The 21,383-nt window shown below is 69.0% G+C and carries 17 protein-coding genes; 6 read left to right on the forward strand and 11 right to left on the reverse strand.

All coding sequences use genetic code 11. The features are described 5' to 3' along the window. Positions 1-26: 26 nt before the first annotated feature. Entirely contained in the window at positions 27-1,640 is a 1,614-nt protein-coding gene (locus tag LGM56_RS30065) for an MFS transporter (RefSeq protein WP_226207578.1), read from the reverse strand. A 154-nt stretch (positions 1,641-1,794) separates the two neighbouring features. On the opposite strand from LGM56_RS30065, the gene LGM56_RS30070 reads away from it, so the two are divergent. Beyond that, positions 1,795-2,679, forward strand: coding sequence for a LysR family transcriptional regulator (locus LGM56_RS30070; RefSeq protein ID WP_039351377.1), 885 nt, complete (start codon positions 1,795-1,797; stop codon positions 2,677-2,679). A 62-nt stretch (positions 2,680-2,741) separates the two neighbouring features. Here LGM56_RS30070 and eutC read toward each other — a convergent pair whose 3' ends face one another. From eutC to LGM56_RS30090, 4 genes are all read right to left on the reverse strand, one after another. Next, on the reverse strand, positions 2,742-3,536 hold the full coding sequence (eutC, locus tag LGM56_RS30075) for an ethanolamine ammonia-lyase subunit EutC (RefSeq protein ID WP_226207579.1): 795 nt from the start codon (positions 3,534-3,536) through the stop codon (positions 2,742-2,744). Further along, a complete protein-coding gene (locus LGM56_RS30080; protein WP_226207580.1) occupies positions 3,533-4,930 on the reverse strand; it encodes an ethanolamine ammonia-lyase subunit EutB in 1,398 nt (465 codons plus the stop codon). Before LGM56_RS30080 ends, eutC begins: the two co-directional genes overlap by 4 nt. Before the next feature lie 96 nt (positions 4,931-5,026). Further along, complete coding sequence (gene eat, locus LGM56_RS30085; RefSeq protein WP_226207581.1) at positions 5,027-6,439, reverse strand: ethanolamine permease; 1,413 nt, start codon at positions 6,437-6,439, stop codon at positions 5,027-5,029. A 323-nt stretch (positions 6,440-6,762) separates the two neighbouring features. Then, positions 6,763-8,226 carry a mechanosensitive ion channel gene (locus LGM56_RS30090; RefSeq protein WP_226207582.1) on the reverse strand — a complete coding sequence of 488 codons (1,464 nt, stop codon included), beginning with the start codon at positions 8,224-8,226 and terminating at the stop codon, positions 6,763-6,765. 276 nt (positions 8,227-8,502) lie between these two features. On the opposite strand from LGM56_RS30090, the gene LGM56_RS30095 reads away from it, so the two are divergent. Beyond that, positions 8,503-9,381, forward strand: a complete 879-nt coding sequence (locus LGM56_RS30095; RefSeq protein WP_226207583.1) for an AraC family transcriptional regulator — start codon at positions 8,503-8,505, stop codon at positions 9,379-9,381. Positions 9,382-9,465: 84 nt separating this feature from the next. Here the strand turns inward: LGM56_RS30095 and LGM56_RS30100 are convergent, their stop codons facing one another. Next, the gene (locus LGM56_RS30100; RefSeq protein ID WP_226207584.1) at positions 9,466-9,837 is read right to left on the reverse strand and encodes a zinc ribbon domain-containing protein; all 372 of its coding nucleotides are present in this window, start codon (positions 9,835-9,837) and stop codon (positions 9,466-9,468) included. 10 nt (positions 9,838-9,847) lie between these two features. Further along, positions 9,848-12,463 carry a heavy metal translocating P-type ATPase gene (locus tag LGM56_RS30105; protein WP_319000783.1) on the reverse strand — a complete coding sequence of 872 codons (2,616 nt, stop codon included), beginning with the start codon at positions 12,461-12,463 and terminating at the stop codon, positions 9,848-9,850. A gap of 81 nt (positions 12,464-12,544) precedes the next feature. Here LGM56_RS30105 and cadR point away from each other — a divergent pair, with 81 nt between their 5' ends. Next, positions 12,545-12,976, forward strand: coding sequence for a Cd(II)/Pb(II)-responsive transcriptional regulator (gene cadR / locus LGM56_RS30115; protein ID WP_011350541.1), 432 nt, complete (start codon positions 12,545-12,547; stop codon positions 12,974-12,976). Positions 12,977-13,044: 68 nt separating this feature from the next. After that, positions 13,045-13,617 (forward strand): PadR family transcriptional regulator, encoded by a 573-nt coding sequence (locus LGM56_RS30120; protein WP_089424169.1) that lies wholly within the window; start codon positions 13,045-13,047, stop codon positions 13,615-13,617. 45 nt (positions 13,618-13,662) lie between these two features. Here the strand turns inward: LGM56_RS30120 and LGM56_RS30125 are convergent, their stop codons facing one another. From LGM56_RS30125 to LGM56_RS30140, 4 genes are all read right to left on the reverse strand, one after another. Then, the gene (locus LGM56_RS30125; RefSeq protein ID WP_226207587.1) at positions 13,663-15,093 is read right to left on the reverse strand and encodes an FAD-binding oxidoreductase; all 1,431 of its coding nucleotides are present in this window, start codon (positions 15,091-15,093) and stop codon (positions 13,663-13,665) included. 15 nt (positions 15,094-15,108) lie between these two features. Then, a complete protein-coding gene (locus LGM56_RS30130; RefSeq protein WP_226207588.1) occupies positions 15,109-15,897 on the reverse strand; it encodes an ABC transporter substrate-binding protein in 789 nt (262 codons plus the stop codon). A 57-nt stretch (positions 15,898-15,954) separates the two neighbouring features. After that, a complete protein-coding gene (locus tag LGM56_RS30135; protein ID WP_226207589.1) occupies positions 15,955-17,109 on the reverse strand; it encodes a pyridoxal phosphate-dependent aminotransferase in 1,155 nt (384 codons plus the stop codon). A 236-nt stretch (positions 17,110-17,345) separates the two neighbouring features. Next, on the reverse strand, positions 17,346-18,014 hold the full coding sequence (locus tag LGM56_RS30140; RefSeq protein ID WP_089493828.1) for a TetR/AcrR family transcriptional regulator: 669 nt from the start codon (positions 18,012-18,014) through the stop codon (positions 17,346-17,348). 120 nt (positions 18,015-18,134) lie between these two features. On the opposite strand from LGM56_RS30140, the gene LGM56_RS30145 reads away from it, so the two are divergent. Together LGM56_RS30145 and LGM56_RS30150 are read left to right on the forward strand one after the other, a co-directional pair. Continuing rightward, entirely contained in the window at positions 18,135-19,787 is a 1,653-nt protein-coding gene (locus LGM56_RS30145) for an acyl-CoA dehydrogenase family protein (RefSeq protein WP_226207590.1), read from the forward strand. A 59-nt stretch (positions 19,788-19,846) separates the two neighbouring features. Then, positions 19,847-21,355 (forward strand): class I adenylate-forming enzyme family protein, encoded by a 1,509-nt coding sequence (locus LGM56_RS30150; protein WP_226207591.1) that lies wholly within the window; start codon positions 19,847-19,849, stop codon positions 21,353-21,355. The last annotated feature ends 28 nt before the right edge of the window (positions 21,356-21,383 follow it).

Genomic DNA, 21,383 nt, shown 5'->3' on the forward strand with positions numbered 1-21,383 from the left:
AGCGTCCGTGCGCGACGACGCGAGGCTCAACGCGCGCGCGTCTCCGCACAAGCCGGTTCGATCCGGCTGCGCGCCGGCACGTCGGCATGTGCGTGCTCGTCGGTGTCGTCATCCGTTTCAGCCGCCGCCGGTCGCCCACCCAGAAACGCAAACACCACCCCCGCACACAGCACCGTCACGACCGCCAGCCCGATCAACAACCGATCGAACGCATGCGTGTAACTCGCGAGCAGCGCTGCGTGCCCAACACCCGGCAGCGCAGCCGCCGCACCCGCGAGATCACCGGTCGCGAGCCGCGCGGCCGCACGCAGCGTTTCGTCGGGTGTGCCGGCGGCACCCGCCGCCTGCGTCAGCCCCGTCCGCGCCAGCCCAGCCAGCACCGCACCCACGATCGCGAGCGCGATTCCCTCGCCGGCCACGCGCGTCGTGCTGAAGATTCCCGTCGCCATCCCCGCGCGCTCCTTCGGCACGACGCTCACCGACAGCCCGTCCATCAGCCCCCACGGCATCCCGGCGCCGACTCCGATCGTCACCATCGGCGCGATCGCCGCGGCCCCCGCGCCGCCGCGCAGCGCAATGCCCAGCCACACGAGCCCGGCTGCCGCGATCAGGAGCCCGAACCCCGAGATCACGCCGGCCGACAGCCAGCGCGTGAGCGTCGCCGCGATGAACGGCACGACCAGCATTGGCGCGGAAATCGCGAGCATCAGCCAGCCGGCGTCGATCTCGCTGAAGCCGTCGATGCCGATGAAGCGCAGCGGCAGCACGACGAGCAGCACGATGTAGCAGCAGCAGGTCGACACCGGCAGCACCTGCACGCCGACGAAGCGCGCGATCCGGAACAGCGACAGGTCGAGCATCGGCCGCGCGACCCGCGTCTCGATCGCGACGAACGCCCACGCGCCGAGCGCCGCGCCTGCCAGCAGCGCGATCACCAGCGGGCTCGACCAGCCGCGCGCGGGCGCCTCGATCACGCCGAACGTGAACAGCGTCAGCGCGGTGGTGAACGCGGCCGTGCCGGGCCAGTCGAGCCCCGTCGCGTGCGGGTCGCGCGACTCGTGCATGCGCGGCAGCCCGACTACGAGCGACAGCCCGCCGGCCACCGCGCTCGTCACGAAGATCGCGCGCCAGCCGTGATGCCCGATCAGCGCGCCGGCCAGCACCGGCCCGAACGCGAGCCCGATGCCGAAGGTCGTGCCGAGCAGGCTGAATGCGCGCGTGCGCGCCGCGCCGTCGAATTCCTGCGCGAGCGCGGCCGTGCCGCCCGCGAGCGCCGCGGCCGCCGCGAGCCCTTGTGCGGCGCGCAGCAGGTCGACCGCGAGCATCGACGGCGCGAACGCGAGCGCGACCGACATCAGCGTGAAGCCGCCGACACCGATCGCGAACAGGCGCTTGCGGCCGAACTGGTCGGCCAGCGCGCCGGCCGCCATCAGGAAACTGCCGAACGCGAGCATGAACGCGTTGGTGATCCAGTTCATCGCGACCGTCCCGCCGTGCAGGTCGCGGCCGATCGCGGGCGTCGCGACGGCGCCGCCCGAAAACGACAGCGGCAGCGCGACGGCGGCCAGGCAGACGGCGGCCAGCACCCATGCGCGCCGGCGTGCCGACGGGTCCGAAGCGGCTGAAAAAGGGTGATCCATCATCGCTCCTCGAAAAGCCGGCGCGGATGCGCCGTCAGAGCGACAGAAGATAAATCCGATTCAATCCACGAAAAACCACGCAAAGCTCCGCATATAACGGACTAGAATTCCGCAATTCACTCGACCACGTGCGTCGACGCACGCCTTCGACTCGATGGACAACCTGACCGGCATCGTCGCCTTCGTCCGCACCGCGGAAGCATTGAGCTTCGTCGCGGCCGGCCGCGCGCTCGGCATCTCGGCGTCGGCGGTCGGCAAGACGATCGCGAAACTCGAGCAGTCGCTCGGCGTGCGCCTGTTCAACCGCACCACGCGGCGCGTCACGCTCACCGAAGAGGGGCGGCACTTCTACGAACGCTGCCAGCGGATCCTCGAGGATTTTCGCGACGCGGAAGCGACCGTAACGGCCTCCGCGCAGCGCCCGCGCGGCAAGCTGCGCGTGAGCCTGCCGGTGATCGGCTACCGGTTCCTGCTGCCGGTGCTGCCCGAATTCCGGCAGCGCTACCCGGACGTCGAACTCGATCTCGATTTCAACGACCGGATGGTGGACGTCGTCGAAGGCGGCTTCGATGCGGTGATCCGCAGCGGCCCGCTGTCGGATTCGAGCCTGATGTCACGGCGGCTCGGCCCGTTCGCGTTCGTGCTGTGCGCGACGCCCGCGTATCTCGCGCAGGCCGGCACGCCGCGCACGCCGCGCGATCTCGAAGCGCACGAATGCGTGCGCTACTGCTTCCCGACCACCGGCAAGCTGCAGGACTGGGCGCTCGCGGCCGACGACGGCACGCCGCTGAAGCTGCGCACCGCGCTGACCTGCAACAACATGGAAGCCCTGCGCGGCACCGTGCTCGCGGGGCTCGGCATCGGCTACATGCCCGACTTCCTCGCGCGCGACGCGCTCGAACACGGCGCACTCGTCACCGTGCTCGACGACTACCGGATCGCGCCCGGGCAATTCTCGATCGTGTGGCCATCGAGCCGGCAGTTGTCGCCGAAGCTGCGCGTGTTCGTCGATTTTCTGTGCGAGCGGTTGTTCAGATAGGCGCCCGCAGGCCGCTCGAACGGCTCGAACACCGCCACGCGGCGGCCCGCGCATGGCCTTTTTCAATCCGCCCCGATCCGCTCCGCCTCTGCCTGCGGCAACAACGCATCGCTGTCGTCCTTCAGCCCGACGCCCGTCAGCCCGAGCCGGCGCGCGTGCGTCATCAGGTAATGCAGCTTGTGCGCGGCCCCCGCGTACGGCAGCCCTTCAGGCCGCACGTTCGAGATGCAGTTGCGCAACGCGTCATGGCAGCCGACCTTCGGCGCCCACGTCAGGTACACGCCGAGGCTGTCCGGCGAGCTGAGCCCCGGCCGTTCGCCGATCAGCATCGCGACGACCTTCGCGCGCAGCAATTCGCCGATCTCGTCGCCGAGCGCGACGCGCGCCTGCGTCGCGACCACCACCGGGCCGATCCGCCAGCCATCCGCATCGAGCCGCGGCCGCACGGCCTGCAGCAACGGCAGCGCCTGCTTCGCGGCTGCAAACGCCGACAGCCCGTCGCCGACCACGAACACGACGTCGGGCCCGTCGCCCGTCACCGCGTCGCCGTGCGCCGCCAGCAGCGCGCGCCCTTCATCCGACAGCTTGCGGCCGAGGTCGGGCCGGCGCAGGTAATGCTGGCGATCGGGCGCGGCACTCTGCACGCCGAGCGTCGCGAAGCCGGCCGCGTCGAGCTCGCGCCGCAGCGCGTCCGCGTCGAGCGGCTGGTGCACCGCGTCGCGCGCCTGCGCATGCGACAGGTTGAACGCGAGCAGCGGCGCGGTCGGCAGGCTGTTGCCCGCGCGGCCGAGCGCGATCCGCGCGTTGGTGAACGACTTCAGCTGCGCCCACGGGTTCTTTTCGACGGCGTCGCTCATGCCGAAATCCCGATCCAGTCGTTCGCGCCCGCGAGCAGCGGCACGCGCGACGTCGCCGCGCGCAACGCGCCGTGCGCGTCGGCGATCTCCATCGTCTCCAGCCACTCCTCGAATTCCGGCGCGCGGCGCAGGCCTAGCACCTCGCGCACGTATAGCTGGTCGTGGAACGACGTGCTCTGGTAGTTCAGCATCACATCGTCCGCGCCCGGAATCCCCATGATGAAGTTGATGCCGGCCGCACCGAGCAGCGTCAGCAGCGTATCCATGTCGTCCGAGTCGGCTTCCGCGTGGTTCGTGTAGCAGATGTCGCAGCCCATCGGCACGCCGAGCAGCTTCCCGCAGAAGTGATCCTCGAGCCCCGCACGGATGATCTGCTTGCCGTCGTACAGGTATTCCGGCCCGATGAAGCCGACCACCGTGTTCACGAGGAACGGCTCGAACTTGCGCGCCACCGCATACGCGCGCACTTCGCAGGTCTGCTGATCGACGCCGAAATGCGCGTTCGCCGACAGCGCACTGCCTTGCCCCGTCTCGAAGTACATCAGGTTGTTGCCGACGGTGCCGCGCTTGAGCGACAACGCGGCCTCGCGCGCCTCGCCGAGCAGCGCGAGCGAGATGCCGAAGCTCGCGTTCGCCTTCTCGGTGCCCGCGATCGACTGGAACACGAGGTCGACCGGCGCGCCCTTCTCGACCGCCGCGATCGTGTTGGTCACGTGGGTGAGCACGCACGACTGAGTCGGCACGCCGTAGCGTTCGCGGAAGCCGTCGATCATCGCGAGCAGCTTCACGATCGCCGCGAGGCTGTCGGTGGCCGGGTTGATGCCGATCATCGCGTCGCCGCAGCCGTACATCAGCCCGTCGAGCATCGACGCGGCGATGCCCTTCACGTCGTCGGTCGGGTGGTTCGGCTGCAGCCGCACCGACATCCGGCCCGGCAGCCCGACCGTGTTGCGAAAGCGCGTGACGACGCGGCGCTTCCGCGCCGCCGCGATCAGGTCCTGGTTGCGCATCAGCTTCGACACCGCCGCGACCATCTCGGGCGTGAGCCCCGGCGCGATCCGTTCGAGCGCCGCGCCGTCGGCCGCCGGCGACAGCAGCCAGTTGCGGAACTCGCCGACGGTGAGGTGCGAGATTTCCGCGAAGGCCGCCGCATCGTGATCGTCGACGATGAGGCGCGTGACCTCGTCGTCTTCATACGGGATCACCGCTTCGTTCAGGAACGCCTTCAGCGGCACGCCCGCGAGCGCGATCTTCGCGGCGACGCGCTCCTCCTCGCTCGCCGCCGCGACACCGGCGAGCTGGTCGCCGGAACGCAGCGGGCTCGCCTTCGCGAGCAGCGTCTTCAGGTCCGCGAAGCGGTACGTGCGCGGACCGATCGTCTCCGTATAGGACATCTGCGAATCTCCTTGCCTAAAGCCGACGGCGCGCCCGTTCGACAGGGCGCGCCGGATGCCGTCAGGAACGGCCTTTCACGTTCACCTTCACCCTGCTCACTCCTCCAGCAGCACGTCGCCCGGCGCACTCGCACGCTGCGCACGCGTCGCGAGGAAGTACGCGTAGCCGAACGCGAGGAAGCCGAGGAACACCAGCGCGACCAGCCCGTTGAAGTAAATCATCGTGCCGAGACAGACGAGCGCGGCCAGGATCGCGAACGCGGGGAAGATCGGGTACAGCGGCGCGCGGAACGGCCGCGCCATGTTCGGCTGCGAGCGGCGCAGCTTGAACAGCGACGCCATGCTCACGATATACATCACGATCGCACCGAATACCGACATCGTCACGATATTCGCGGTCAGCGTCTGCCCGCCGAACTGGATCAGCTCGTCGCTGTAGATCGCCGCGATGCCCACCACGCCGCCCGCGAGAATCGCGCGATGGGGCGTCTTGAAGCGCGGATGCACCTTCCCGAGCCATTCGGGCAGGTAGCCTTCGCGGGCCAGCGCGAAGATCTGCCGCGAATAGCCGAGGATGATCCCGTGGAACGACGCGACCAGCCCGAACAGCCCGAGCCACACGAGCATGTGCATCCAGCCGCTGTTCGCGCCGACGATGTACTTCATGGCCTGCGGCAGCGGATCGTTGATGTTCGCGAGCTTGGTCCAGTCGCCTGCGCCGCCGGCGAACACCATCACGCCGATCGCGAGTGCAACGAGGGTCAGGATCCCGGCCACGTACGCGATCGGGATCGAGCGCTTCGGGTTCTTCGCTTCCTCGGCGGCCATCGCGACGCCTTCGATCGCGAGGAAGAACCAGATCGCGAACGGGATCGCGGCGAACATCCCGTGGAACGCGCCCACGCTGAAATGATCGGCGCCCGACCAGCCGCCCTTCATGAAGTTGCTCCACGCGAAGCCCGGAGACACGACGCCCATGAACACCAGCAGCTCGAAGATCGCGAGCAGCGTGACGACCAGCTCGAAGGTCGCCGCGATCTGCACGCCGACGATGTTCAGCGCCATGAACACGAGATACGCGCCCATCGCCGCATGCTTTGGCTCGAGGCCGGGGAACTGCACGTGCAGGTACGCGCCGATCGCGAGCGCGATCGCGGGCGGCGCGAACACGAACTCGACGAGTGTCGCCGCACCGGCGAGATAGCCGCCGGTCGGGCCGAACGCCCGGCGCGCATACGCGAACGGGCCGCCCGCATGCGGGATCGACGTCGTCAGCTCGGTGAAACTGAAAATGAAGGTGGTGTACATCGCCGCGACGAACAGCGCGGTGACGACGAAGCCCAGCGTGCCGGCGCTCGCCCAGCCGTAGCTCCAGCCGAAGTACTCGCCGGAAATCACGAGGCCGACCGCGATGCCCCACAGTTGCCAGGTCCCGAGCGTCTGCTGCAGCGCGGGCTGGCCGGACGACTTGGCGCCGGCGGCGGGCCGGCCATTCGACTCTGCTTTCATCGGACTCTCTCCTCAAAGGCGCCATGCCTGCCGGCCTGCGCGACTGAGAATCGATGCTAGAGAGTCATTAAACGACGTGTTATCGAAATTCGGCAAAGATCGCGGCTGACATTTCGCTTGCAGAAATGCAGGCACGCAACGGCTGACGAAGCCGACACGCCGCAGGCGGCACAGCGGCAGCCTCCGCCGACAGCCGACGCCCGCCGCTGGCGGCGCCGCCCGAGCGGACGCTGTCGCGTGGCGTTCCCGCCCGACCGGATACATACGCGGCCGCAACGCCGTCCGGCCATGCAGCGCGGCCGGACGGAGGCGCGACGGTGGTGTTACTGGCCGCCGCCGCGCTGGTTGAACCAGCGGTCGAGCAGCTTGCCGGCCGCTTCGCGGCCGCCGAGGCCGAACGACAGCGCCACCGCCACCGCGATCGCGCCGAGCACGAGGCCAAAGGCAAGCTGGACGATCTCGTTCGCGATGCCCATCGCGCGCAGCCCCATCGCGAACACGAGGCCCAGGATCGCGAATTGCGCGATGCGCGCGAACAGCACGCTGTGCTCGCGGTCGGCCTGCTCGATCACGCGGCGCGCGAGGCCCGCGAGCCACACGCCGATCACGAGGATCACGCCACCCATCAGCACGTGGCCGCCGAATTCGATGAACAGCGTGACGACGTCGCGCACCTGCGAGAAGCCGAGCCGGTTCGCCGCTTCGACCGACGCGAACAGCATCGCGAAGAACACGATCAGCCGCGCGACCAGCACCGACGGCTGCAGGATCCCCGAGAACACGCGCTCGACGCCGAGCACGGCCGGCAGCCCGTCGGCGCCCGCGGCTTCCAGCAGCTTCTGCGCGAGCGACGCGACGAAGCGCGCGAAGTAGAACGTCACCAGCACGATCACGATCGCCGCGACGATGTCCGGCACCGCGCCGAGGAACTGGTTCAGCATGTTGGTGGCCGGCACCGAGATCGCGTCGATCTTCAGCGCGTCGAGCGCGGAGATCAGCGTCGGCACGAACACGAACACGTAGACGATCGTGCCGACCAGGCTCGACACGCGCACGGGCGTCGGGCTGTCGAGACGCTGCGTGAGGCGGTCGGCGCCGGCGGCGACGAGCAGGTTCGTCACGAGGCCGCGCAGCACGCGCGCGACGATCCAGCCGACGATGCCGATCACCGCGGCCGCGAAAATGTTCGGCACGATCGCGAGCAGCTTGTCGACCATCCCCTGCACCGGCGACAGCAGCCCCGACAGCGCGAACGATCCGAGAATCGCCGGCAGGAACATCAGGATCACGAGCCAGAACAGCACGTCGCCGAGATAGCCGGTCATCGGCTGCATGCCGGCGCCTTCGGACAGCTTGTCATCGATCTTGCTCGCCTTCAGCGCGCGGTTCGCGAGGCTGCGCAGCAGCGACGCGATGAGCCACGCGATCAGCGTCAGCGCCGCGCCGCCGATCAGGTTCGGCAGGTAGTTGACGATATGCGTGACGAGCAGCGAGAACGGGTTGGACACCGCGTACAGGTTGAGCACGTTGAAGATGCCCACCGCGGTGACGAGCAGCACGAGCCAGAACAGGCCGCCCGCGATGATGCGCTCGACGCAGGCGCCCTGGCCGGTGCTTTCGTTGATCCGCTGATCGACCTTCAGCGCGCTGAGCAGGCGCATCGCGCCGGCCCGCACCACGACGGCGATCAGCCAGCCGATCACCAGGATGCCGATCGCGCCGGCGATCTTTGGCAGATACCCCCCTAGCGTGGTCTGCAGCGACGTGATGAAGCTGGAAGCATCCATTTCTTCTTCTCCCGAAAACGTGGTGTTGCGATTGAACATCGACGAACTACCTGCGTACTTCGAAAAACGTGCTGCCCGACGGAGCAACTTACCCGAGAAAAATGACGCGATCACCCGATTTCACCGTCTTTAACTTTAGTCATAGATCGCAGGGGGGCAAGACCCCATTTCGCCAAAATAAAATGGGGCTCGACTCGTTGGTCTCCTACGCATTTCCGCAAGATTTATCAAATCGGGCCGTGCTACCGTGACGTCGGTTCCTGCCCTGACACGCCGATGACCATCGAAACGAAACCCGACCCGCCCGCCTGGCTTCGCTATGCGGCGAGCGTGGCGCGCGTGCACGAGTACATCCGCGCACACCTCGACGGCCCGCTCGACCTGAACCGGCTCGCCGAAGTTGCGTGCCTGTCGCCGTATCACTGGCAGCGTGTCTATCGCGCGCTGTATGGCGAGTCGATCGTGCTGACGGTGCGGCGGATGCGGATCGTGCGCGCATCCGAGGATCTCGTGTGCACGGCGCGGCCGATCGACGAAATCGCGCGGCGCGCGGGCTACGGTTCGACGCACGCGTTCGCGCGGGCGTTTCGCGACGCATACGGCGTGCCGCCCGTGCAGCACCGTCGCACGGGCAGCCACCGGCCCATCTATCCGTTACAGCGAGGAGAGGAAGACATGTTCAAGCATGAAGTCGAGATCCGGCGGCTGCCGGAATTACACGGCTATGCCGTGGCGCACACCGGGTCGTACTTGAAGGTCGGCGACGCGTTCGCCCGGATCGGTGCGTGGGCCGGTCCGCGCGGGCTGATCGGCCCGGGCGCGAAGATGATCGGGATTTTTTACGACGATCCGGACACGACGCCCGAAGCGCAGTTGCGCGCGAAAGCGTGCTTCATGCCGGCCGACGGCGCGCCGGACATCGAACCCGCGCCGCCGGTGGAGCGTGCGACGGTCGCGGGCGGCGAATACGCGGTGCTGCTGCATACGGGGCCGTATGCGGACCTGAAGACGGCCTACCAGTGGCTCTACGGCGACTGGCTGCGCCACTCGGGCCGTGAAGCCGCCGACACGCCGCCGTTCGAGCTATACCTCAATACGCCGATGGATGCCGCGCCGGCCGACCTGCGCACCGAGATCTACCTGCCGCTGCGCTGATCGCAAGCCTGCGCGGCGGCCCTGAAACGAAGCGCGCCGGCCGGCGTTCACACGCCGCCGGCGCGAATGCGCGGATCAACCGGCTTACGCAGCCTGCGTCCCGCACCCGGGGCAGAACCGCGCGTCGTCCGCCAGCGCCGAGTGGCAGCGGCTGCAGGACTTGCCGCGTTGCGCGGCACCGCACTGCGCGCAGAAGCGCGCATCCGCCGCGTTGAGTGCGCCGCAGCCCGCGCAGGCCAGCTGGGTCAGCGGCACGTTGCCGCTGGCCGGCCCGCTTCGACTGTCGGCCGGCGCCTGCCAGCCCCAGCCGTGGCGATCGCGGCCGCGCGCCTCGTGGCCGCCGTGCCCGTCCCGGCGCTGCCCGCCGTGATGCCCGCTACCGTAACCGCTGTTGTTGCCGTGCCCGCCGCCATGGCTACCGCCGTGGCCGCCCAGGATTCGTTTCAGAAAGCTCATCGCCCGCTCCTCAACGCTTGGCCTGCCCGCCGCCGAACGCCCCCGAGGACGACAGCAGCCGCAAACCGTTGGCCACGACGATCAGGCTGGCGCCCGCGTCGGCGAAGACCGCCATCCACATCGTGCCGAGCCCCGCGACCGTGAGGCCGAGGAACACGATCTTCACGCCGAGCGCGAAGCCGATGTTCTGCACCAGGACGCGATGCGTCGCACGCGACAGCCGCACGAACGCGGGAATCTTGCGCAGGTCGTCGTCCATCAGCGCGACGTCGGCCGTCTCGATCGCCGTGTCGGTGCCCATCGCGCCCATCGCGAAGCCGATGTCGGCGCGCGCGAGCGCCGGTGCGTCGTTGATCCCGTCGCCGACCATCCCGACCGCGCCCGCGCCGCCGGCCGACAGCTCCTCGACCGCCGCGAGCTTGTCTTCCGGCAACTGGTTGCCGCGTGCGTCGTCGATGCCGGCCTGCTGCGCGATCGCCTGCGCGGTATGCGGGTTGTCGCCGGTCAGCATCGCGGTGCGGATGCCGAGCGCATGCAGATCCGCGATCGCTTCACGGCTCGTGTCCTTGATCGTGTCGGCCACCGCGAAGATGCCGAGCACGCGCGCTTCGTCGACCAGCACCACGACGCTCTTGCCCTGCCGCTCGAGCGCATCGAGCTTTGCTTCGAGGGCCGTCGAGCAGCGCTCGAGTTCCTCGACGAGCCGGTGGTTGCCGAGCCAGTAGCGCGTGCCGTCGATCGTGCCGCGCACGCCGCGCCCGACGATCGCTTCGAAGTCCTGCACATCGGCGAATACCGTCGTGCCCGCGTCGCGCGCTGCGGCTGCGATCGCCTGCGACACCGGGTGATCGGAGCGCGCCGCGAGGCTCGCGCCGAGGTGCCGCACACGTGCGTCATCGGCGTCGGTCGCGTGCAGGTCGAAGTCGGTCTGCACCGGCTTGCCGTGCGTGATCGTGCCGGTCTTGTCGAGCGCGAGCCACGCGAGCTTGCGCCCTTCTTCCAGGTACACGCCGCCCTTCACGAGAATCCCGCGTCGTGCGGCTGCCGCGAGCCCCGACACGATCGTCACCGGCGTCGAGATCACCAGCGCGCACGGGCACGCGATCACGAGCAGCACCAGCGCGCGGTAGATCCAGTCGTGCCACGCACCGCCCATCACGAGCGGCGGCGCCACCGCGACCAGCAGCGCGACCGCGAACACGATCGGCGTGTAGACACGTGCGAACTGGTCGACGAAGCGTTGCGTCGGCGCCTTCGCGCCCTGGGCTTCTTCAACCGCGTGGATGATCCGCGCGAGCGTCGAGTTGGCCGCGACGGCCGTCACGCGATAGTCGAACGAACCCGATTCGTTGATCGTGCCCGCGTACACGGCGTCGCCGGTCGTCTTTTCGACGGGCAGGCTCTCGCCGGTGATCGGCGCCTGGTTCACCGTCGAGCGGCCCGCGACGACTTCGCCGTCCAGCCCGATCCGCTCGCCCGGCTTCACGCGCACGACTGCACCGAGCGCAACCTGCGCAGCCTCGATCGTGCGCCACGACCCGTCGGGGTCCTGCACGGTCGCGGTGTCCGGCGCGAGCTGCATCAGGCCCTGGATCGCATTGCGTGCCCGGTCGAGCGACTTCGCTTCGATCAGCTCGGCGATCGTGAACAGCACCATCACCATCGCGGCTTCCGGCCACTGGCCGATCGCCATCGCGCCCGTCACCGCGATGCTCATCAGCGCGTTGATGTTCAGGTTGCCGTTGCGGATCGCGATCCAGCCCTTCTTGTACGTGGTGAGCCCGCATGCGAGCACCGCCGCAAGCGCGAGTGCGGCCGCGAGCCACACGGGCAGGCCGGCCCAGGTCGCGCCTTCGGACGCGATCGCGGCGACACCGGCGAGCGCCAGCGGCCACCACGGCTTCGGGGGGGCGTCGGCGACGCGCGCGGCCGGTGCGCCCGGCGCTGCCGCCTCGGGCGTCATCCCGAGCGAGCGGATCGCGCTTTCGATCGCCGACTGGGCGTCCGGCACGTGCTCGACCGTCAGCATCCGCTGCATCAGGTTGAATTCGAGCGCCGACACTTCGCTCATCCCGCCGAGCTTCTTGCGGATCAGCGTTTCCTCGGTCGGGCAGTCCATCTGCATGATCCGGAACGCGGAGCGCACATGGCCCGACGCGGTCGCCTGCGCAACCGGCAGCGGCGCGAGCGTCATCGCGGCAGGCGCGCAGCAGTCGCCGGCCGCGTGGTCGTGGTCGTGGTCGTGGTCGTGACCGGCATGGTCGTGCGCGGCGCTGCCGTGTGCACAGGCGGCGCCATGGACATGGCCGTCGCCATGCTCGTGCGCATGGTCATGACCATGATCGTGGTCGTGTTCCTTGCCGCTGCCGTGGCTGCAACCGGCGCCGTGGGCGTGACCCTCTTCACCACCGGCATGCGCGTGATCATGTTGATGATCGTGGTCGTGGCTGTGGGCATGCGACTGCGCGCCGCGCGCTGCGGCGACCTCGCCGTGCGCGTGCTCGCCGGCCGTCGGCGCCGCCTCGGCGACGGTCGCCGTATCCGTATCGTGCGCGTCGGCGCAGCACGGAGCGGCGCCGCCGGCATGACGGTGTCGTGGGTCGTGGGTACGCTGGGCGTCGGTCATGACAACCTCCTCAATGGCTAACGGTGTAGAGTTAACACCCTGAAGCCACTACAAGGTCAACCCTTACACGGGAGAAAGGTCATGAAGATCGGCGAACTGGCCAAAGCGGCCCGCTGCACACCCGAGACGATCCGTTTCTACGAGAAAGAGGGTCTGATGCCGGATGCGGAGCGCACTGACTCGAACTACCGCAACTACACCGACGTGCACGTCGAGCGGCTGCGCTTCATCCGCAATTGCCGCGCACTCGACATGGCCCACGACGAAATCCGCGCGCTGCTGCAGCTCACCGACACGCCGGCCGACCCCTGCGATTCGATCAATTCGCTGCTCGACGAGCACATCGGACACGTCGATGCGCGCCTCGCGGAACTCACGCATCTGCGCGACCAGCTCACCGAATTGCGCCGCCAGTGCGTCGGCGAGCATTCGGTCGAAGATTGCGGCATCGTGCACGGTCTCGCGACGATGGAAACCGTCGCCCCGGCCGCGAAGCGCTCGCACCTCGGCTGAAACCCTTGTGAAATATGATAGTCTGATTAAGAATAGTTATATTCTTACTAGATATTGAATCACTATTCATGTCCACCAGTCGCCCGTCCCCGCTCGCGCTGGCCGTCCTCGCGACGCTCACCGAAACACCGATGCATCCCTACGGGATGCTGCAGCAACTGAAGGCGCGCGGGTACGACGAAGTCGTCAACGTGCGCCAGCGCACGAGCCTCTACCAGACGATCGACCGGCTGCTGCGCGACGGGCTTATCGCCGTGCACGACACCGAGCGCGACGGCGCGTTTCCGGAGCGCACGCTGTATGCGCTGACCGAGGCCGGCCACACGGCCGGGCAGGCGTGGCTGCATGCGCTGCTCGCGGAACCCGCGCGTGAATTTCCGGCATTCGGCGCCGGCCTGGCATTCCTGCCGCTGCTCGACGCCGAAGATGCCCGCCACCAGCTCGAGCTTCGAATCACGCGGCTCGACGCGGAGCGCGAACGCCTCGAAACGCTGCGCGCCACCGCGCAGGCCGACCAGGTGCCGCGCCTGTTCCTGCTGCAGAACGAGCATGCGCTCGTCCTGCTCAATGCCGAACTCGACTGGGCGCGCAGCGTCGTCGAGCACCTGAAGATCGGTGCGCTGCGCTGGGTGGACGGCTGACGCGTCACGCACGCCGGCTCCCGCCGGCAACGTGCGTCACCCCGATCAAAGCACCTTGCCGGGATTCAGGATGCCGAGCGGATCCAGCGCGGCCTTCAGGCGTCGCATCAATCCGATTTCCGCGTCGCTGCGCGTATGCGCGAGGTAGGGGCGCTTGAGGACGCCGATCCCGTGCTCGGCCGACACCGAGCCGCCCATGTCCCGCACCACCGCGTACACGCAGTGATCGAGCGCATCGAGGTCCGTGTCGGTTATCCCGGCCAGCGACACGCCGATATGCACGTTGCCGTCGCCGACATGGCCGAAGAACAGGCACGTGACGTCCGGCCAGCGCGCCCGCAATGCCGCGTCGCAACGCTCGGCAAACGCGCCGAGTTCTCCCGTCGGCAGGCTCACGTCGAAGTTGACGAGCTGCGGCAGCGCGTCGATCGCGAGTCCTTCGCGCAGCGTCCACAAGTCGCGCGCCTGCCGCTCCGACGTCGCGAGCACCGCATCCTCCACGAGCCCTGCATCGAACCCCGCCGCGAGACCGCTTTCCAGCGCCTGGTGCGCATCGCCGCCCGGTGCACTCGTCGCGCATTCGATCAGGATCGCGAAGCCATCGTCGCCGACGAACGGCGCCGAAACACCCGGCGTATGACGCGCGACGTAGTCGTAGAACGCCGGCCACATCGCCTCGAAACTGACGACCTCCGGCAACATGCGCACGCGGTTCCACAGCGCGACCACCGCATCGTAGTCGCGCACGCGGCAGAGCGCCGTGGCCGGCGCGGCCAGCAGCGGATGCAGCCGCAGCACCGCGCGCGTGACGACGCCGAGCGTCCCTTCGCTGCCGACGAACAGCTGCTTGAGGTCGTAGCCCGCATTGTTCTTCAGCATCCGGTTCATCGACGACACGACCGTGCCGTCCGCGAGCACCGCCTCGAGCCCGAGCACCTGCTCGCGCATCATCCCGTAGCGGATCGCGCGCGTGCCGCCCGCATTGGTCGCGAGCATGCCGCCGATCTGGCATGAACCGCGTGCGCCGAGATCGACACCGAACGTGAAACCCGCCGCTTCCGCGGCTTCCTGCACCGTCTGCAGCGGCGTCCCGGCGCGCACGGTCATCGTGCCGGCCGCCGCGTCGAGCGCCTCGATGCCCGCGAAGCGCTCCATCGACAGCACCACCTCGACGCCGAGCGCGACCGCGCCGCGCGCAAGTCCCGTCAAACCGCCCTGCGGCACGACCGGCTGGCCGAGCCGCGCACACAGCGCGAGCGTGCGCGACACGTCGTCGACACTGCGCGGTCGCACCAGCGCACGCGGCCGCACGCCGGCCGGCTCGTTGTACGCGGTGAAGTAACGCGGATCGATGTCCGCCGAGCGCGTCACGAGCGCATCGCCCAGTTCGGCGACGAGCACGGCTTCGACCGCATCACCCGACAACGATCCGCCGCCCTGTTCGCCACCCGCGGCGGCCGTGTTCCGGTTCTGCATCGCGCGCGGCTCCGCTTACTTCGCCGAGATGTCGATATCGCCGAAATACTTCAGGCCGAGCGACTTCACCGTGCCGTCCGCCTTCAGCTTGTCGATCGCCGCGTCGAGCTTCGCCTTCAGCGCGCTGTCGCCTTTACGCAGCCCGAATGCGATGCCATTGCCGAGAATCTTGTCGTCGCGCACGGGCTGGCCGACGAACGAGAAGCCCTTGCCGTCCGGACGCGACAGGAAGCCGCGCTGGCCGGACGGTGCGAGCACGAGCGTCGCGTCGAGACGGCCGGCCACGAGGTCCGCGTACGCCTGGTTCTGGTCCTGGTACGCGACGACCGCGACGCCCGCCGGCTCCCAGTGCGCCTTCGCGAAGGTTTCCTGGATCGACGCCTGCAGCACGCCGACACGCTTGCCCTTCAGCGATTCCGGCGTTGGCAGCAGGCCACTGCCGGTGCGGGCGATCAGCTGGGTCGGCACGCGATAGATGATCGTCGTGAAGTCGATCGCCTGGCGCCGCTGCTCGGTCGCGTTCATCGCCGAGTTGATCGCATCGAACTTGCGGCCCTGCAGCGCGGGAATCAGGCCGTCGAACGACGTCTCGACCCATTTGCACGACAGCTTCGCCGTCTGGCAGACGGCATTGCCGACGTCGATGTCGAAGCCCTGCAGGTCGCCGTTCGGCGCTTTCGATTCGAATGGCGGGTATTGCGCCTCGAGGCCGAAGCGCAGCGTCTGCGTATCGGCAAGCGCGGCGCCCGAGCCGATGGCGCACGCGAGTGCGAACGCGAGTTTCAGGGTGGCCGTGTGCTTCATCGTGATCTCCTGTGTCTGGTCGGTGCGACGCTCCCGTCGCCGGTTGACGTACGGGCCTTACAGCGAACGCAGCCGCCGCGCGCCTTCGACCAGCGTCGCGTCGTCCTTCGAAAAACTGAGCCGGATCACGCCGGCGTCGGTGCCGTCGGTATAGAACGCCGACAGCGGAATCGTCGCGACGCGCGCGTCGCGGATCAGGCGCAGCACGAAATCGCTGTCGCTTTCGTCCGAGAAGTGCCGGAAGCGCGCGAGCATGAAGAACGAGCCTTCGCTCGGCAGCAGCTCGAAACGCGAATCGGCCAGCTCGCGCGCGAGCAGGTCGCGCTTGGCCTGGTAGAACGCCGACAGGCCGAGATAGCTGTCCGGCCGCGCGAGGATTTCCGCGAACGCGACCTGCATCGGCGTGTCGGCCGCGAACACCATGAACTGGTGCACCTTGCGGATCTCGTCCATCAGCTCGGCCGGCGCGAGGCAATAGCCGACCCGCCAGCCCGTCACGTGGAACGACTTGCCGAACGACGACACGATCACACTGCGCTCGGCCAGCTCGCGATGGCGCGCCATGCTCTGGTGCTGCGCGCCGTCGAACACGACGTGCTCGTAGACCTCGTCGGACAGGATCACGATGCCGGTATCGCGCGTGAGCTGCGCGAGCCGTTCGAGATCGTCGGCGGAAAACACCGTCGCGGTCGGGTTGTGCGGCGTGTTGACGATGATCATCCGCGTGCGCGGGTTGATCGCCGCGGCGACTTCGTCCCAGTTCACGCGGAAATGCTCGGGCGACAGCTTGATCGCCACCGGCGTCGCGCCCTGCAGCCGCACGATCGGCGCATAGCTGTCGAACGACGGCTCGAAGTAGATCACCTCGTCGCCCCGATGCACGAGCGCGCTGATCGCCGCGTAGAGCCCTTCGCTCGCGCTCGCGATCACCGTGATCTCGGTAGCCGGATCGTAGTGTGGGCCGTACAGCGCCTCGGTCTTTTCGGCGAGCCGCTCGCGCAGCGCCATGACGCCGGCCATCGGCGCGTACTGGTTGTGCCCGTCGCGCATCGCGCGCGCGACGCCTTCGACGAGCGCCGGATCGGGCGCGAAATTCGGCGCCCCCTGCGACAGGTTCAACGCATCGTGACGGGCAGCCAGTTGGCCGATCACCGTGAAGATCGTCGTCCCGACGTCGGGTAGTTTCGAACGGGGCGCGGTCGCGCTTCGCATGACTCCTCCTTCTGATGTCCTTCGGGCGGCCGCGCGCGACACGCACGGCCTGCATCTGCCGCACGATTTAGCCCGAGCCAATATCGGTCGACAATCGAAAGTTCGTCATGGCGGCCATGCATTTTTCTCATGGCTCGTGGGGAGGGGTACGCAGCGGCAAGGCTAGCCTGTCGGGGCGACATGCGAATCAGGCATTTCCCCTAGGCTGTTATCAGTGTGAGCAGGCCCCAGGGATGCTACCGGCCGGCCGCCGCCAGGTAGGCGAGCAGCACGGCCCGCAGTTCGTCGCGCAGCGCGGCGATGTCGAACGCGGGCCCGAGCGTCAGCAACGCCTGCGAAAGCCCGCCGTAGCAGATCGTGTGCGCCATCCGCGCGAGCCCGTCGAGCCGCGCGGCCGGCGGCGGATCGGCCGCATGCGCGAGCGCGTCACGCCACAGCGCGACGTACGCGTCGTAATGCCGACGGTAGGCGGTGAGCGGCGACACCTGCCGTTCCAGCGCGAAGAGCGCGCCCCACAGCGCCGCGTCGGCGCCGATCGCGTCGACCTGCAGGTCGACGAGCGCGGCGGCCAGTTCGGCCCGCGGCGCGCCATGCAGTCGCGCGATGGCGTCGCGCAGCCGGTCGGCCATCGCCTGTACGTGCCGGTGGATACAGAGCGCCGCGAGGCTCTGCTTGTCGCCGAAGTATTCGTAGAAGGTGCCGATGCTCACGCCCGCGACCGCCGCGATCTCGCGGATCGTCGCCTTCGCGTAGCCGCGTTCGAGCAAAAGCTGAACGAACGCCTGCTGCAGCGCGTCGGAACTCGCCTGCGCGCGCGACTGGCGCGGCCGGCGGCGCAAGGCGGGCGCGGGTTGCGCCGCCGGCTGGCCGGGCGGCGCCGGAACCTGAACATGTCGCGGCGGCATATTTGCTACTCTGGAAATCAGCAGGGCATGCGTTTTACCGGGGGCCGGAGCCGGCGCCGAAGCGTCATCCGTGCGGCATGACGCCGGCCGCCCGCGCAGCATGAGACCGGAGACACCTCGATGACCGAATCGACTCACGCCGTCACGAACCAGTTCGACGAACTGGTCGACTATAACCTCTTCGCGACGGATATCGCGCTGCGCGATGCGCTCACCCGCGCGGGCGCCGACTGGGCCGTGCCGCAGCTCGACGCCTACGGCGCGCGGCTCGGCAGCGCCGACACCGCGCGGCTCGCCGACGAAGCGAACCGCCACACGCCGGAACTGCACACCTTCGACCGGCGCGGCCGGCGCATCGACCGCGTCGACTTCCACCCGGCCTGGCACACGCTGCTCGGCCAGTACCGCCACGAAGGCTTCGTGTCGCTCGCGTTCCGCGACACGCGCCGCGGCCGCTGGGCCGCGACCGCGGCCGGCTTCTACCTGCATGGCCAGATCGAGGCCGGCACGCTGTGCCCGGCGACGATGACGCAGGCCGCGATTCCCGTGCTGCAGAAGGAGCCCGTGCTGTGGGACCTGCTGCGCGACAAGCTCTACAGCAACGACTACGATCCGCGCGACGTGCCGGTCGCCGACAAGCGCTCGATCTGGTTCGGCATGGGCATGACCGAGAAACAGGGCGGCTCCGACGTGCGCGCGAACACGACGCTCGCGACCGCCGTCGGCGCGGGCGGCCGCGGCGGCGAATACCGGCTGCGCGGCCACAAGTGGTTTTTCTCGGCGCCGATGTGCGACGCGCACCTCGTCGTCGCGCGCACCGAAGCCGGCAGCCCGTCGTGCTTCTACGTGCCGCGCTGGCGGCCGGACGGCACGAAGAACGCGATCGAGATCCAGCGGCTGAAGGACAAGGTCGGCAACCGCAGCAACTCGAGCAGCGAGATCGAGCTGAACGACGCGTGGGGCATCATGCTCGGCGACGAAGGCCGCGGCATCCCGACCATCATCGAGATGGCCACCACCACGCGGCTGAACTGCGTGCTCGGCAGCGCGGCGATGCTGCGCCAGGGCGTCGTGCAGGCGATCGCGTACACGCGCCGGCGCCATGCGTTCGGCCGCGCGCTCGCCGAGCAGCCGCTGATGCGCACCGTGCTCGCCGATCTCGCGCTCGAGAGCGAAGCCGCGCTGTCGTTGTCGATGCGTCTCGCCGACGCGTTCGAGCGCGACGACTCGCCGCGCGAACGCGCATGGAAGCGCATCGTCACGCCCGCCGCGAAATTCTGGGTGTGCAAGCGCGCGGTCGAGCTGACCGGTGAGGTGATGGAAGTGTTCGGCGGCAACGGCTACGTCGACGACGGCCCGATCGCGCGGCTGTTCCGCGAGGCGCCCGTCAACTCGATCTGGGAAGGCTCGGGCAACGTGATGTGCCTCGACGTGCTGCGCGCGATATCGCGCGAGCCCGACGCGGCCGCTGCGCTGTTCGACGAACTCGCCGATCTCGGTGCGGGCGAACCGCGCATCCGCATGGCGCTCGATGCGCTGCGCGCGATGCTCGCGGCGCCGGCCGACACGCTCGAGGCGTCGGGCCGCGTGTTCGCGCAGCGGCTCGCGGTGCTCGCGCAGGCGTGCCTGCTGCGCCGCGATGCGCCGGCGGCCGTTGCCGACGCATTCGTCGTGACGCGGCTCGCCGCGCCCGACTGGGGCCGCATCGCAGGCGGCTTCGATCCGCACGCGATCGACGTCGCCGCGCTGCTGCAGCGCGCGTACCCGGCCTGATGCCCTTTGGATAGCTCGGTAAGGCCCAGTTCGCCTTCGTTCGCCCGCCCGGAGTCCCGATGAACCTCGTCGCCGCCCTCGACCGCGCCGCCCGTGCGACGCCCGACCAGCCGTTCCTCGTCAGCGAATCCGCGACGATCACCTATGCCGCCGCGCGCGAGCGCTCGCACCGCGCGGCAGCCGTGCTGAGCGCGCTCGGCGTCGCGGCCGGCGACCGTGTCGCCGCGATGTGCTTCAACACGCCGGCCTTCGTCGACCTGATGTTCGGCGCGTGGCGGCTCGGTGCGACGTTCGTGCCGGTCAACCACAAGCTGCAGGCGCCGGAAGTCGACTACGTGCTCGAACACAGCCGCAGCAAGGCGCTGCTGTTCGACGTGGCGCTCGCGCCGGTGGTCGAACGCCTCGTGCATCCCGCGCGGCGGCTCGTGACCGAAGGCGAACTCGACGGCGTGCCGTGCTTCGACACGCTGTGCGCGACGATGGACGGCCTCGCGGGCATCGAGCCGGCCGAGGGCGACATCGCGCAGATCCTCTATACGTCCGGCACGACCGGCCACCCGAAAGGCTGCGTGCACAGCCACCGCACCGTGACGCTCGCGGCGATGCAGGCGGCGCTCGCGACCGGCATCGGCCGCCACGAGCGCACGCTGATGGCGATGCCGATCTGGCATTCGTCGCCGCTCAACAACTGGTTCGGCGGCACGCTGTACGCGGGCGGCACCGTCGTGCTGCTGCGCGAATACCATCCGCTGCGCTTCCTGCAGGCCATCGAGCGCGAGCGCGTGACGCTGTATTTCGGCGCGCCGGTGTCGTACCTGCTGCCGCTCGACACGATCGACGGGTTCGCGGCGTTCGACCTGTCGAGCGTGCGCGCGTGGCTGTACGGCGGCGGCCCGATCGGCCCCGCGCAGGCCGAACGTCTCACGCGTGCGTATCGCAGCAACGCGTTCTTCCAGGTGTACGGCATGACCGAAGCAGGGCCGGCCGGCACGACGCTGTATCCGGACGAGCAGATCGCGAAGGCCGGTTCGATCGGCCGCACCGGCGGCCCGGGCGTCGACCTGCGCGTCATGCGGACGGACGGCCTCGACGCGCAGCCGGGCGAGACCGGTGAGATCTGGCTGAAGACCGACAGCATGATGCTCGGCTATCTCGACGATGCGGCCGCGACGCGCGCCGCGTTCGCGCCGGACGGCTGGTATCGCACCGGCGACATCGCACGGATCGATCAGGATGGCTACCTGTTCATCGTCGACCGGCTGAAGGACATGATCGTGACGGGCGGCGAGAACGTCTATTCGAAGGAAGTGGAGGACGTGCTCGGCGCGCACCCGGACATCGCCGAGGCGGCCGTCGTCGGCGTCCCGCATCCCGACTGGGGCGAGACGGTCGTCGCGCACGTGGTGCTGCGCGCGGGCAGCGTGCCCGACGCGGATGCACTGCGCGCGTTCTGCGGCGAGCGGCTGGCCGCGTACAAGATCCCGCGCGAATTCACGTTCGCGCAGGCGCTGCCGCGCACGCCGACGGGCAAGCTGCAGAAGTTTTTGCTGCGCGTGCGCAGGGACTGAGTATCCGCGATTGAGCTAGCGCATTCGC

It is taken from the genome of Burkholderia sp. AU38729 (genome assembly GCF_020419725.1).
Classification (GTDB): Bacteria; Pseudomonadota; Gammaproteobacteria; order Burkholderiales; family Burkholderiaceae; genus Burkholderia.